At 69.4% G+C, this 14,601-nt stretch carries 10 protein-coding genes; 9 read left to right on the top strand and 1 reads right to left on the bottom strand.

Annotation, left to right across the window (positions count from 1 at the left end):
* Positions 1 to 76 precede the first annotated feature (76 nt).
* A complete protein-coding gene (locus ABZ904_RS30905) occupies positions 77 to 3,298 on the top strand; it encodes a cytochrome P450 (protein ID WP_361826935.1) in 3,222 nt (1,073 codons plus the stop codon).
* 135 nt (positions 3,299 to 3,433) lie between these two features.
* The gene (locus ABZ904_RS30900) at positions 3,434 to 4,480 is read left to right on the top strand and encodes a zinc-binding dehydrogenase (RefSeq protein WP_361826932.1); all 1,047 of its coding nucleotides are present in this window, start codon (positions 3,434 to 3,436) and stop codon (positions 4,478 to 4,480) included.
* A gap of 1,127 nt (positions 4,481 to 5,607) precedes the next feature.
* Here ABZ904_RS30900 and ABZ904_RS30895 read toward each other — a convergent pair.
* Positions 5,608 to 6,243 carry a TetR/AcrR family transcriptional regulator gene (locus tag ABZ904_RS30895; protein WP_361826929.1) on the bottom strand — a complete coding sequence of 212 codons (636 nt, stop codon included), beginning with the start codon at positions 6,241 to 6,243 and terminating at the stop codon, positions 5,608 to 5,610.
* Between the two features lie 137 nt (positions 6,244 to 6,380).
* On the opposite strand from ABZ904_RS30895, the gene ABZ904_RS30890 reads away from it, so the two are divergent.
* From ABZ904_RS30890 to ABZ904_RS30860, 7 genes are all read left to right on the top strand, one after another.
* Positions 6,381 to 7,526 carry a VOC family protein gene (locus ABZ904_RS30890; protein WP_361826926.1) on the top strand — a complete coding sequence of 382 codons (1,146 nt, stop codon included), beginning with the start codon at positions 6,381 to 6,383 and terminating at the stop codon, positions 7,524 to 7,526.
* A complete protein-coding gene (locus ABZ904_RS30885; RefSeq protein ID WP_361826923.1) occupies positions 7,523 to 8,461 on the top strand; it encodes a fumarylacetoacetate hydrolase family protein in 939 nt (312 codons plus the stop codon). Before ABZ904_RS30890 ends, ABZ904_RS30885 begins: the two co-directional genes overlap by 4 nt.
* Complete coding sequence (locus ABZ904_RS30880; protein ID WP_361826920.1) at positions 8,458 to 10,089, top strand: bifunctional 3-(3-hydroxy-phenyl)propionate/3-hydroxycinnamic acid hydroxylase; 1,632 nt, start codon at positions 8,458 to 8,460, stop codon at positions 10,087 to 10,089. Before ABZ904_RS30885 ends, ABZ904_RS30880 begins: the two co-directional genes overlap by 4 nt.
* The gene (locus ABZ904_RS30875; RefSeq protein ID WP_361826917.1) at positions 10,086 to 12,101 is read left to right on the top strand and encodes an acetoacetate--CoA ligase; all 2,016 of its coding nucleotides are present in this window, start codon (positions 10,086 to 10,088) and stop codon (positions 12,099 to 12,101) included. Before ABZ904_RS30880 ends, ABZ904_RS30875 begins: the two co-directional genes overlap by 4 nt.
* A 147-nt stretch (positions 12,102 to 12,248) precedes the next feature.
* On the top strand, positions 12,249 to 12,872 hold the full coding sequence (locus tag ABZ904_RS30870; RefSeq protein ID WP_361826914.1) for a malonic semialdehyde reductase: 624 nt from the start codon (positions 12,249 to 12,251) through the stop codon (positions 12,870 to 12,872).
* Positions 12,873 to 13,024: 152 nt separating this feature from the next.
* Positions 13,025 to 13,546 carry a hypothetical protein gene (locus ABZ904_RS30865; protein WP_361826911.1) on the top strand — a complete coding sequence of 174 codons (522 nt, stop codon included), beginning with the start codon at positions 13,025 to 13,027 and terminating at the stop codon, positions 13,544 to 13,546.
* A gap of 292 nt (positions 13,547 to 13,838) precedes the next feature.
* Positions 13,839 to 14,438 (top strand): TetR/AcrR family transcriptional regulator, encoded by a 600-nt coding sequence (locus tag ABZ904_RS30860; RefSeq protein ID WP_361001844.1) that lies wholly within the window; start codon positions 13,839 to 13,841, stop codon positions 14,436 to 14,438.
* The last annotated feature ends 163 nt before the right edge of the window (positions 14,439 to 14,601 follow it).

Here is a 14,601-nt window from a genome sequence, read left to right as displayed (position 1 = left end):
GGCGTATGTTTCTGTGGTGCACCGCGGCATCGACCGGCGCCCTTGCCCATCCCCTCTCCGCACAAAGGAGAAAGCCATGACCACCCACTCCGCGAACGACCTTCGCCCCATACGGTCCCCGCGTGGGGTTCCCCTCCTCGGCAACACGCCGCAGATCCCCGACACCAACCCGGTGGAGTACTTCAACGAGTTGTCCAAGCGGTTCCCCGAGGGCATCTACGGCATGGACATCGCCGGCATCGAGCAGGTCTTCGTCTACGACCCGGACCTGGTGGCCGAGGTCTGCGACGAGACGCGGTTCTTCAAGCAGATCGAGAAGACGCCGCTCAGCCACGTGCGGGACTACACGGGTGCGGGCCTGTTCACGGCCCACCAGCACGAAGAGGAATGGGCCATGGCCCACCGGATCCTCCTGCCGGCCTTCAGCCAGCGGGCCATGAAGACCTACTTCGGTCAGATGCTGGAGATCGCCCAGAACCTGGTCGGCAAGTGGGAGAGCCGGGAGGGCCAGCCGGTCGCCATTACCGACGACTACACCCGGCTCACTCTGGACACCATCGCTCTGTCCGGTTTCGGCTACCGCTTCCAGTCCTTCGACAAGGAGGAGCTGCACCCCTTCCTCAACGCGCTGCTGGAGGCGCTGATCGAGTCGATGCGGCGCTCCCAGGAGCTGCCGATGATGACCAAGCTCCGTAAGACGGACGACAGGAAGTACCGCGAGAACATCCAGCTGATGCAGGACTTGGTCGAGAGTGTGATCAAGGAGCGCCGTGAGGGGAAGGGCACCGGCGAGGAAGACCTGCTCGGCCTGATGCTGGAGTCCACCGACCCGGAGACCGGCAGGCTGCTGGGGGACGACAACGTCCGCGACCAGGTGGTGACTTTCCTGATCGCCGGTCACGAGACCACCAGTGGTCTGTTGTCGTTCGCCACGTACTCGCTGATGCGTAACCCGCATGTCCTGGCGCAGGCGTACGCCGAGGTCGACCGCCTCATGCCCGGTGACACGGTCCCGGACTACGACACGATCATGCAGCTCGACGTGATCCCGCGGATCTTGGAGGAGACCCTGCGCCTGTGGGCTCCCATCCCGCTGATCGCAAAGGCGCCCATCGACGACACCGTCATCGGCGACCGGTACGAGCTGAAGAAGGGAACCAGGGCCAACATCCTCATGGGCGCCCTGCACTCCCACTCCAAGGCGTGGGAGCGGCCGGAGGAGTTCGACATCGACCGGTGGCTGCCGGAGAACCGCGCCGAGCAGCACCCGCACGCCTACAAGCCGTTCGGCAACGGGGTGCGTGCCTGCATCGGTCGCCAGTTCGCACTGACCGAGGCCCGTCTGGCGCTGGCGCTGGTGCTGCAGAAGTTCAGGTTCTCCGACACCACCGACTACAAGATGGACGTCCGTGAGGCGCTGACGCGCAAGCCCGGCGACTTCCAGCTGGTCGTCCGCAAACGTCAGGAGCACCAGCGGACCGTCTTTGGCGCCGCCGACCTGCAGACCGACGTCACGCAGGCGCAGACAGCGGTCAGCGGTGTCGGGGTGAACCTGACCGTCGCCTACGGCTCCAGCCTGGGCTCGTGCGAGGACCTGGCGCGCACCATCGCCGACCGCAGCGAGCGTTCCGGATTCGGCACCACGCTGATGAGCCTGGACGAGCTGGGCGACAACCTGCCCACCGAGGGCCTGCTGGTCGTCGTCGCCGCCAGCTACAACGGCAAGGCACCCGACAACGCCCAGCGCTTCGACGACCTGATCGCGACCGGGCTGAGCGAGGGCTCACTGGCAAACGTGCGGTTCGCACTGCTGGGCGCCGGCAACACCCAGTGGGTGGCGACCTACCAGGCCTTCCCCAAGCGGATCGAGGCCGCCCTGCTGGCCGCCGGAGCCACCCCCGTCATCGAGCGCGGCATCGCGGACGCCGCCGGCGACTTCGACGGCATGGCCACCCGCTGGATGGACACCCTGTGGGCCACCCTGGCCGAGGAGTACGCCGCCGACACCTCCGACGACGGCGCGCCGCGCTACCAGGTGCAGCTGCTGACCGAGGCGGACGTGCGCCCCGCCATCGTCTCCGAGCAGGCCTACCCCCTGACCGTGGTCGCCAACGAGGAACTCGTGGCCGACGCGACCGGACTGTGGGACTTCCAGATCGAGCCGCCGCGCCCGTCCGCGAAGTCCATCACCATCGAGCTGCCCGAGGGCGTCACCTACGAGACCGGCAACCACCTCGCCGTCTTCGCGAAGAACGAGCCGTCCCTGGTCAACCGCGCGCTGGCGCGGCTCGCCGTCGACCGCGACCAGGTCCTCCGGCTCGACCAGCCCGGCGGCGGCCGCACGCACCTGCCGGTGGGCACGCCCGTCACCGCCGGCCTGCTGTTCACCGAGTTCCTGGAGCTGCAGGACGTGGCCACCCGCACCCAAGTGCGCATCCTGGCCGAGCACACCCAGTGCCCGTGGACCCGGCCGCAGCTGCAGGCCTACACCGCCGACACCGAGGAAGCCGAAGAGCGCTACCAGAAGGAGATCCTCGGCAAGCGCGTCTCGGTGCTGGGCCTCCTGGAGCGCTTCCCCGCCGTCGAACTGCCGCTGGCTGTCTTCCTGGAGATGACGGGCCCGATCCGTCCCCGCTTCTACTCCATCTCCTCCGCCCCGCTGGCCAACCCGCGCCATGTGCGCCTGACCGTCGGCCTGCTGGAGGGCCCCGCCCTGTCCGGCGACGGCCAGTACCGCGGCGTGTGCTCCTCCTACATCGCACGCGTTGAGCCCGGAGACGTCGTCTACGGCTACGTGCGCGTGCCCTCCCCGACCTTCGCCCCGCCGGCCGACCCCAGCACCCCGCTGATCCTCATCGGCCCCGGCACCGGCATCGCGCCGCTGCGCGGCTTCCTGGAGGAGCGGGCCTGGCAGCAGGCGAACGGCACCCAGGTCGGCCTGTCGCAGGTGTTCGTCGGCTGCCGCCACCCCGAGCACGACTACTTCTACCGCCAGGAGATGCAGGACTGGGAGCAGGCCGGGATCGCCCAGGTCCACACCGCCTTCTCCGTGGTGACCGGCCACCCCGCCCGGTTCGTGCAGAACGCCATCGCAGGCGCCGCCGACACGGTGTGGCAGGCCATCGAAGACGGCGCGTACATCTACGTCTGCGGCGACGGCCGCCGCATGGCGCCCGCTGTGCGCGAAGCCCTCGCGGCCATCTACCGCCAGCACACCGGCAGCGACGACGAGGCCGCCCAGCAGTGGCTCGCCCAGCTCGAGGCCGACGAGCGCTACCAGCAGGACGTCTTCGCCTGACCCCCGGACGCCGGGAGGCGGGCGGCGCAGTCCTGCCACCCCGCACGCCTCCCGGCCACCACAAGCCAGCCAGACACCACACGGCACCCATCGGCCCGAACCGCCCGGAGTGCCGCTCACAGAAAGCAGATCCCCATGGACACCATGCTCGCCGGACGCTTCCACCTGGACAGCAAGAAGTTCCTTGTGGAGGAGGTCCCCGTCCCCGTGCCCGGTCCGGGCGAGGTCCTCATCGAGGTGAAGGCCGCAGGCGTCTGCCTGTCCGACGTCCACCTGATCGACGGCTCTCTCGTCCCGCTGTTCGCCACCTCCGATGTGGTCACCGTCGGCCACGAGGTCTCCGGTGTGATCCACACGCTCGGCCCCGACCTCAAGCGCGGTCTGACCGTCGGCACCCGCGTCACCTTGGAGGCCGGCAAGACCTGCGGCCAGTGCGCCGGCTGCGTGCGCCGCCGCCCCTGCACCCAGATGCTCACCGCCGGCATCGACTACGACGGCGGCTGGGCCCAGTACACCCTCGCCCGCGAGGACACCGTCATCCCCATCCCCGACAGCCTCCCCTTCGACCAGGCCGCGATCATCCCCGACGCGGTCTCCACCCCCTACGCCGCCGTCGTCGCCACCGCAGGCGTTCGTCCCGCCCAGTCCGTCGGCGTGTGGGGCGTGGGCGGAGTGGGCGCGCACAACGTGCGCCTCGCCCGCCTGGTCGGCGCCGCGCCGATCATCGCCGTCGACCCGCTGTCCAGCGCCCGGGAACGCGCTCTGGCCTTCGGCGCGGACTTCGCTCTGGATCCGGCCGCCCCCGACTTTGCCGACCAGGTACGCGCTGCCACCAGCGGACGCGGCCTGGACTTCGCCTTCGACTGCGCCGGCGTGCCCGCCGTCCGCGAGCAGGCCGCCTCCGTGCTCGGCCTGGGCGGCTCCCTCATCCTGGTCGGCATCACGCCCAAGCCGCTCACCATCACCGAAGGCCTGACCTTCAACTACCTGTGCAAGCAGGTGCGCGGTCACTACGGCGGCTTCCCCGAGTCCGTCACCGAGCTGGTGCAGCTGGCGTCCAACGGCCGTCTCGACCTGGCCCCCTCCATCACCGACCACATCCCGCTCGCCGAGGCCGCCGACGCCATCCACCGGCTCGAGAACAAGATCGGCGACCCGATCCGCCTCATCCTCGTCCCCTGATACCTGAACAGAAAGTTCACCAAGACCACCTCGGGCAGGGGTGAGTGGGCGCCGTGCTGCAGGGAGCACCGGCGCCCACAGTCTGTCGCTTCCCTGCCCGTGAACCGCACTCAAGGACATAGCGAAGACCCGCTCCCGCCGTGCCGTGTGGTGATCCCGTGGAAGGCGTGGCGTTTCCGACCTGTTGTCAGCCCCTTCGATCGACGGCGCCCCGGAGCCCGTGGTACGAGGGTCGGGCATCGTGAGGCATCGCAGGCGGCTGGGGAGGGGATACGGTGCGCTCTCGTCGACTCATCGTGCGGGCTGGAGTAATCGCCCTGCTGCTCGCGGCCGTCATCGCCGCTGTCGCCATGCCAGGAGTGGGGAAGTGGGTCGTGGCAGCGGTCCTCGCCGGGCTCGCCTCCGCTCTCAGCGGGCTCGTGAGCCGCGGCGCCGACAAAGCGATCACCGGTGGCCGTCATGCACTGCTGGCCCCGACACCGTCAGCCCCTTTGACCGTGCGCGCTGCACAGACCGGCATCTTGAGCGGGCACATCGGCCCACAGCCCCAAAGCCCGACAACGCGCCCGGACTCCCGCAACTGGGTAGCTCTGTCAGGCGCAACGGTGAGCCTGTTTGTCGAGGCCACCGCCGATCGCGCCGTGATCCTCCGTGAGTTACGCGTGCGAGTGGAATCACGGTCTGCTCCCCCCGACATTGGCTCGATCGGTGAACCACCGAGGCCGGCACCCATGGCACCGCAGAGGGTGCGCACGTTCGAGGTGAACCTCAGCGACCCGACGCCCCTGCCGAGACCGGCCGCCGGCGTACCTGATTTCCCGTACACGGTTTCGCATCTTGACCCCGAGCGCTTCATCGTCCACTCGAAGCTCAGTACGCCAGAAGACGTCACATGGCGTGTCGAGGTGCACTGGCTGTGCAACGGGCAGTCGGGAGTCCTGCTTGCCGACCTGGCAGGAGAGCCCTTCCGGCTCGTGGGCCCCCACGCTCGTCGTGCCCCACGCTGAGCGCCGCACGGCGACGCGGCTCGCGTCCCGAGACACCCGGGTCTTCCGTCTCCTGTGGCCCAGGCATCGAGGGTCTCGTGGCACGGCGTAGGTGGGCCAGCCTGCTGGCCCGACTCGGAGTCAGCTGAGGCCGGGCAAGGGGCGCCGGGTGACCTCACGGGCGTCGTCCGGGGGGACGCCAAGCATGCGCAGGACCATTTCGGCCAGGTCGGAGGCGGTCTCGTCGCCGTCGAGGTCGGGGCGAGACAGCCTCAGCGCCACGAGGGACAGCAGGGTGCCGCCCAGGGCGGACAGGGCCGTGGTCGGGTCGGCGCTGGAGAAGCGGCCTGAGGCGATGCCGCGCTCCAGATCGCGCAGGGCCCGCGGAGAAAGACCTCGGTCGGAGTGAATGTAGGCCAGACCGCGATCACGCAGGATGCGCATGAGTTCAGGGTGAGAGTCGGCCATCCGGGCGGCGAGCCGGAAGCCGGTTGCGACGAGCTCGGCCGGGTCGTCGATCCCTTGTACGCGCTCGTCGATGACCTGGCCGAACTCCTCCAAGGCGTCCGTCACCGCGGCGTCGAACAGCTCCGTCTTCGACGCGAAGTGGTTGTAGAAGGAGCCGAAACCCACGTCCGCGCGCTCGGCGATCACCTGGATGCTGGCGCTGGTGTCCCCGGTCTCCGCGAGGATCTGCCGGGCCGCACGCACGAGCGCCTGGCGGGTCTCGGCACGGCGCCGCTCGAAGCGGTTCTTGGGCGGGGCTGACGTCGGCATACAGCGAGTGTAACAACCGTCGCGATGGGTCTTCCATTACTGATGAGATCATCAATTATTTGGCCTCGCTCTATTGACGATGAGGATCGACAAAGTTGATGATTTCCTCATTACAGCAGTGTTGCTTGGAGGGCATCATGTTTCGAACCCCCGTTGACAGGGCCGCTCCCCAGACGCCCCACCAAGATCTCCACAGCGAGCAGGGCGCCTTGCGCGGCGAGCATCCCGGACGGGCCCGGAATCCCGTGATCAAGGTGGCGGATCTGGCCTGGCTGGAGTTCGAGAAGCCGGATCTGGACCGGGCCGAGGTGTTCGCCCGTGACTTCGGGTTCGCGATCGCCGCCCGCACCGAGCAGGAGCTGTGGCTGCGCGGTACGTTCGCGGGCTCACCGTGCATGGTCATCCGGCGCGGGCGCGCGTCCCGCTTCATCGGGCCGGCCTTCCGCGCCGCCGAGCGCGGCGACCTGGACCGGCTGGCCCGCGCCGCCGGCAATACCGTCCGGGACATCGACGTCCCCGGTGGCGGGCAATCGGTCGCCCTGCTCGATCCCTCGGGCTTCCCGGTCCGGGTCGTGTACTGCGCCGAACAGCTGCCGGCTCTGTCCGAGCAGCAGCCGCTGATCCTCAATGTCGGCACCGAGCACCGCCGCACGAACGCCACCCAGCGACCGCCCCGCGAGCCCTCGCGCATCCAGCGGCTCGGTCACGTGGTGCTGGAGACACGCGTGTTCCTGCGGGCCCTGGACTGGTACCTGGACACCCTCGGGCTGATCGCGTCCGACTTCCTGTTCCTGGACGGGCAGCGCGGGCGCGGGCCGACCATGGCGTTCATCCGCTGCGACCAGGGCAGCACGGCCGTGGATCACCACACACTGGCCATGCACCTGGGGCCCGGCACCGGCTACGTCCACTCCGCCTACCAGGTCACCGACCTCGACGCGATCGCCGCCGGCGGTGAATACCTGGCCGAGCGCGGCTACCAGCGCAGCTGGGGGATCGGCCGGCACATCCAGGGCAGTCAGCTGTTCGACTACTGGCGCGACCCCGACCGCTTCATGCTGGAGCACTTCGCCGACGGCGACCTGTTCTCCTGCGACCTCGAGCCCGGCTGGGCGCCGATGTCGGCGAGCGGCCTGGCCCAGTGGGGCCCGCCGGTCACCCGGGACTTCCTGGGCACGAACCCGCCCCCCGCCAAGCTCCGCGAGGTCATGTCGGCCCTGCGCGGCGACAACGAACTCGACCCCGCACGCCTGCTGGGCCTGATGAAAGCGATGAACTCATGAGCACCAACGTTCTGCGCACCACCGACGGCTGGTGGGTCGTCCGGGACGAGCGCGCCGTCCGTATCGAGTCCAAGGCGGTCACCACCGCCGAACTGCTCGCCGACCGGGCCGCTGTCCGTGACGCCGCCGCCTCGGCCGAGAGCGGCACGCCCGTCGCCGACCTGGTGGTCCTGCCTCCGGTCACCACCCCCTGCCGGGTCGTCGCCCAGATGGTCAACTACCGCAGTCACGCCCGCGATTCGGGCTTCACCGGCGAGATCCCGCCCACCTTCTTCCGTAAGGCGTCCGGCTCGGTCAGCGGCCCGCACGACACGATCGTGCGCCCCGCGCACGTGAAGTTCCTCGACTACGAGGTGGAACTCGGCCTCGTCATGGGCGCCCCCCTGCCGGTGGGCACGGTCGTCGAGGAGCGGGACCTGCCGCACTACGTCGCCGGGCTCGTCCTGACCAACGACGTCAGCGCTCGCGACGTCCAGCTGACCAAGACCCAGTTCTACGAGAGCAAGTCCTACCCGACCTTCACCCCGACCGGGCCCTACCTCGTCCTGCTGGAGCCCGAGGACTTCGCCCATCTGCTCAACCTGCGGCTGCGGCTGTCGGTCAACGGCGAGCCGCGCCAGGACCGCACGCTCGCCGACATGATCGTACGGCCGGCCCAAGCGCTCACCCTGCTCGCCTGCTTCCAGACTCTCGATGCGGGCGACCTGCTGCTTACCGGCACGCCCGGGGGCACCGCCCTCAAGGCCCCGCCCAAGCCGGTCGAGAAGATCGCCGCGCTGCTGCCGCCCGCATTGAAATGGAAGGCCTTCTTCAACGGCCAGGCCAAGAACCCCCATTACCTGCGCAACGGTGACCTCATCACCGCCACGATCGCCACCCCGGACGGGCGGATCGACCTTGGCGAGCAGCGGACCGCTGTGACGGACGCCCCATGAGCGCCGCATCCAGGAGACCGGTGGTGATTATCGGTGCGGGACCTGTGGGAGTCACGGCCGCGCTCCTGCTCGCCCGGCACGGCGTGCGCAGCCTCGTCCTGGAACGCCACCAGGACATCTACCCCCTGCCACGCGCCGTCGCCATGGACGACGAAATCCGCCGGATCCTGCAAAGCGCCGGCATCCACGAGGAGTTCGCCGCCCGCGCCCGCCCGGCCCGCGGGCTGCGGCTGCTGGACGCCCGGCACCGCCTGATCGGCGAACTCCCGCGGTCCCCGCACGGACACCACGGCTTCCCCCAGACCAGCATGTTCGACCAGCCCGAGCTGGAACGCCTCCTGCGCGACGCCCTGGCGCGCCGCCCGGAATGCGAGCTGCAGGGCGGGGTGGAAGTCGTGTCCGTCACCCAGGACACCGACGGAACAACCGGTTCGACGGGTCCGGTCCGGGTCACCTTCCGCCGCGACGGCAGCGACGAGGAGGAGCACGTGTGGGCCGATGCCGTTCTCGGCTGCGACGGTGCGGGCAGCCTCACCCGCGACGCCATCGGCGCCGTATGGGAGGACCTGCACTTCGAGGAGAGCTGGAGGGTCATCGACGTGCGCACCAGCCGCCGGGTGCGCACCTGGGAAGGCGTCGAGCAGATCTGCTGCCCGACCCGGCCGGCCACCTTCATGCGGGTCGGCGAAGACCGCTACCGCTGGGAGTTCAGGCTGCCCGAGGACGAGCGCCTGGACGGCCCGGACGGGCTGGAGCGCCTGCGCGACCTGGTCGCCCCCTGGGTGGACCTGCCGCGTAACGCGTCGGGCGACGACTTCGAGGTGATCCGGCAGGCGCAGTACACCTTCCGCGCCCGCCTCGCCGACCGGTGGCGCAGGGGTCGCATCTTCCTGCTCGGCGACGCAGCCCACCTCACCCCGCCCTTCATCGGGCAGGGCCTGTGCGCCGGCCTGCGCGACGCCCACAACCTGACCTGGAAACTCGCCCAGGTCCTTCAACAGGGCGCAGACGAAGAGCTGCTGGACACCTACGAGCGCGAACGCAAACCGCACGCACGCCACGTGATCCGCCTCGCGGTCGCCGTCGGCTGGGCCATGACCGGCGGACAGGACCGTGCCGCGGCGCTCCGCCGGGCCCTCGTGGGCGCAGCCTGCCGCATCCCCGGCGTGACCGCGACGGTCAGCCGCGACCTCAGCCCCGCCCTGACCGTGGGCCCCCTGGTGCGATGCCGCCCCCGGCTGATCGGCCGCGTACTGGCCGGCACCTTCTGCCCCCAGCCCTGGGTGATCGTCGACGGCAGGCGGGTGCGCCTCGATGACGTCCTGGGGGACTCCTTCACCGTCCTGACCACCGTGCCGCCCACCCCGCAGGTGACGGCCGTGGCCGCGGCACTGGGCGCACCAGTGATCCGCGTCGAGGACCTGAGGGACGAAGGCACCGTGGCCGCCTGGCTGGCACGCGGCCGGGCGGACGCCGTCCTGCTGCGCCCCGACCGCGTTGTGATGGACACCGTCCCCGCCGGCGCCGGCGACTTCACGGGCACCGCCGCCTGGGCACCGCTGCTGCGCACGGCCCATCGTCCCGCCCATGCCCGGCCCGTCCCCTCGCCCAGGAGCACCACACCATGACCGCCCCGCACCCCGCGCCGTATCCGGAGCCCTTCCTGGCCCCCGACCCGAACGCGGCCGCCCACAGCCGCATCGCGGACTTCGCCCGCTGGGCGGCCCGGCATGGCGCCGAAGGGATCCAGGACCCCACCGACTACGAGGCCCTGCACCGCTGGTCCGTCACCGACCTGGAAGGGTTCTGGGCCGCGGTGTGGGAGTACTTCGCCATCGATGCGACAACTGGATACGAACGGGTACTGGCCCAGGACACCATGCCCGGAGCCCGCTGGTTTCCCGGCGCCACCCTCAACTACGCCCACCACGCGTTGCGCAACCTGCACCCGGACGCCCCCGCGATCACCGCGCTGGACGAGACCGGCGCCTCCTACGAGATCACGGGCCGGCAGCTGCGCGCCCGGGTCGCCTCCGTCGCGGCCACCCTGCGCGACCTGGGCGTAGGAATGGGCGACCGGGTGGTGGGCTACCTGCCCAACACCCCCCACGCCGTCATCGCCTTCCTCGCCACCGTCAGCCTGGGCGCGGTGTGGTCGGTGTGCGGCCAGGACTACGCCCCGAAGGCCGCCGCCGACCGCTTCGCCCAGCTCGAACCGACGGTGCTCATCACCGCGGACGGCTACCTCTTCAACGGCACCACTCACGACCGCCGCGCCTCCTCGCTCGAACTGGCCCGAGCCCTGCCCACACTGAAGGCCACGGTGCTCGCGGATCACCTGGGCCTCGCATGGCCCGAGGGCGGGCACTCGGCGCTGACGGTTCCCTGGGGGGACGCGGCCACCCGCACCGAGGACCTCACCATCGCCCCGGTGCCGTTCGACCACCCTCTGTGGGTCGTCTTCTCCTCCGGCACCACCGGCCTGCCCAAGGGCATCGTCCACGGGCACGGCGGGGTCCTGCTCGAGCACCTCAAAATCCTCGGGCTGCACTGCGATCTGGGCGTCGGGGACCGCCTGATGTGGTACACCACCACCCACTGGATGATGTGGAACCTGGTCGTCTCCACCCTGCTGACCGGCGCCGCCACCTGCACTTATGACGGCAGCCCGGCGCCGATCGGGCGTCCGGACATCCTGTGGGAGCTGGCGGCACGCCACAAGGTCACCGTCTTCGGCACCAGCCCCCAGTACCTGCTGGCCATGGCCAAGCTGGGCATCGAACCCACCGCCCACGACCTGTCGGCCATCCGTGTCATCGGCTGCACCGGTTCCACCTTGCCCGCCTCCGCCTATCCCTGGGTCCGTGACCATGTGGGTGCCGGCGTCCAGCTGGCCTCGACCAGCGGCGGCACCGACGTCGTCTCCGGCTTCGCCGGCAGCGCCCCCACCACCCCCGTCTGGGCGGGAGAGCTGTCCGTTCCCAACCTCGGCGTGGCACTGGCGGCGTACGACAACGCGGGACGGCCGGTCTTGGATCAGGTCGGCGAACTGGTCGTCACCCGCCCCATGCCGTCCATGCCCCTGTACTTCTGGAACGACCCCGACGGCAGCCGCTACCGCGACGCCTACTTCGCCTCCTACCCGGGCGTGTGGCGGCACGGCGACTGGATCACCCTCACCTCCCACGGCTCGGTGATCGTCCACGGCCGCTCCGATGCCACCCTCAACCGCAACGGTGTGCGCCTGGGCAGTGCCGACATCCACGACATCGTCGAACGCCTCCCCGAGATCACCGAGGCCCTCGTCATCGGTGCGGAGGAACCCGACGGCGGCTACTGGATGCCCTTGTTCGTCGTCCCCGCACCCGGCGTCACCCTGGACGACGCCCTGCGCGACCGGATCCGCGAAGCGATCCGCACCGGCGCCTCACCCCGCCATGTCCCCGACGAGATCGTCGCCGTGCCGGCCATCCCGCACACGAAGACCGGCAAGAAGCTCGAGGTTCCCGTCAAACGCCTGCTTCAGGGCGCCCCCGCCGGGCAGGTCCTCAACCCCGCGGCACTCGACAACCCCGAACTCATCGACGTCTTCGCCAGGTTGGGCGCCGAACGGAGCAAGCGGTCAACGCACCACACATGACCTCCGGCAAGGGGCCCACAAGCCCAGGCGACAGCACCGGGATTCTGTGCCCCGCCCGGCTCCGCAAACCCTGTTCCCCGAGTGGTGCCGAGACGGAGATCCCGCCCCGGCACCACACCATCCGCACATCCAAGTAAGAGAGAAACCGTGAGCAAGACCGACCGCGAACCGCAGGCCCTCGATGTCCTGGACGACGCCGGGCGAAAGCTGCTGTTCACCGAGGCCCGCACCGCGAACGCCTTCGCCGCAAAGGCCGTCTACGACGACGAACTCGCCATGATCTGGGAACTCGCCCGCTGGTCGCCGAGCGCTGCCAACAGTCAGCCTCTGCGCGTGCTCTTCGTGCGCACCCGCGAGGGCAAGGAGCGACTGGTTCGGCATCTCGACGAGGGCAACAGGGCCAAGACGCTCAGTGCGCCGGCCGTGGCGGTCCTGGCGTACGACGTCGACTTCCACGAGCAGATGCCGACCGTCTTCCCGGCCCGCGGCGACATGCTGCGAGCGGCGTTCGCCCACCAGGTCGAGACGCGCGAGAACCTCGCGGCCTACAGCTCGGCACTGCAGACCGGGGTCTTCCTGCTCGCGGTACGTGCGGCGGGACTCGCGGCCGGTCCCATGGCGGGCTTCGACAAAGCCGGCGTGGACGAGGAGTTCTTCGCCGGTACCAGCTGGTGTTCGCATCTGGTGGTCAACATCGGTCACCCCGGTGCCGACCCGTGGTTCCCGCGGCTGCCCCGCGTGCCCATCGAGGACGCCGTCGCCTGGGCCTGACGGCGCTTCCAGCCGTTCGGCCGTGGCCCGCTTCACCACGGCAGGAGAAGCCACGACGGGCTGACGGCAGACAGCCCGTCACCGCACGACCGTGCTTTGAAGATCAGTAACAGCAAGAAGGAAGGCGGGATGCCCCTCCCGCCGTGGTAGCCATGCAAGCTGGAAACATCGCCACCTGGGTCGGCATCGTGATCACCATGGTGATCTCTCTCGTCACGCGCCGCGACGCGCAGAGGCAAGCGGAAATTGCCGAGGAAGCAAACATCGCCGGTCAGGCACAGGTCGAGGCGGCCGAGCGCAGAGCAATCGCTGTGGAGGAGGGCCTGTCCAAGGCTCTGAAGTTGCTCGCGCAGGCGCAGAACGCCACGACGCCTCCGCAACCGCTCGCGACGCCTGAGTTGTCGGGCCGTCCCGCGGTGGGATGGGACCTGCAGCGCCGGGGGAAGCACGCCTACTTGCTGCGCAACGGGGGTGCGGAGACGGCCACCGGAGTGCATCTGGACCGCAACCGGACGACGGCGATCGTGCGCAACGTGCCAGAGAACGCAACGGTACGGCCCGGCGAGTCGGTGCAGTTCCTGATGGTTCCCACATTCGGACACCCACTCCCAGGCGAGGTCTGGGTGACATGGGACGGACAGGCGGAACCCGTGGCTGTCCCGCTGCCCCGCTGAGACCTCCCGCCCGCAGCGGCGCTTGCGTCAAGGCCGTTTACCCGCAGCGCTGGTAGGCCTGGGCAAGGCCTACGGCGTCTGCCATGCGCGAGGGCTAGAGGAGTAAAACACTCGGGCTGTGTGCCAGCCCCTCCTCAACATGGTCGGTATAGAAACTGCGCACACGAGTCACAGAAGCTGCGACCGAGTGGTCGAGACCAACCCCTCGAAACGCATCAGTTTCGGCGGGCAACGCCACCTTGTCGGATTGGATGCGAAGCAGTTTCGCAGGGGCGAGAGACGGAGTACGGAAGTGACCGCGGACTCAAGCGCACCGGCGCGCCGTACTCGACTGACGCCCGAACGGGAACAGGAGCTGTACGGCGCAGTGATCGACCTGCTGTGCGAGGTAGGGTACGACGCCCTGACGATGGACGCGGTCGCCGTCCGCACCCGCTGCAGCAAAGCGACCCTCTACCGCCGATGGAGGAGCAAGCAGAAGCTGGTCGCGACCGCGCTCAAGCGCACGAAGGAAGTCCACGTCGAGAACATCGACACCGGTTCGCTCACCGGCGACCTGCACGAGCTCGCCGATCGCATCGGCGACGGCTCGGCCGTGGATGTACCGCTGATCCGGGGTTTGGCCCATGCCTCCGCCATTAATCCCGACCTCGCGGAGACCATGCGCCAGCACATGATTGAGCCCGAGCTCACCGGAGTGCGGCAGCTGCTGGGGCGAGCCGCCAGCCGCGAGGAGATAGAAGCTGCCGTGCCTGCAGCCAACCTCCTGCTGCACATGATGCTCGGCGCCGTGGTCACCCGATGTCTGCTGGAGGACGTGGAGGTAGATGCCGCCTTCATACACCGCTACATCGACGCAGTGGTGCTGTCGGCGCTCGGCATCAGTCGCTAGCCAACCGCTGACGTGCTGCGGGGGTGACAACTGCTACGTGGTTCATCAGTGAATTGTGCGTGCTGGAAGCGTGAAGAACTCCCATCATTGCAGGTCACAACGCACTTCTTCATTTTCCCAAGCGTCATCCACAGGCATCGGTCGGTGGATGGGGATTCTGGCC

The sequence above is a fragment of the Streptomyces sp. NPDC046900 genome, from assembly GCF_040644975.1.
Lineage (GTDB): Bacteria > Actinomycetota > Actinomycetes > Streptomycetales > Streptomycetaceae > Streptomyces.
Note: the sequence above shows the minus strand (reverse complement) of the source record. Positions and strands in the feature narration are given on the sequence as shown.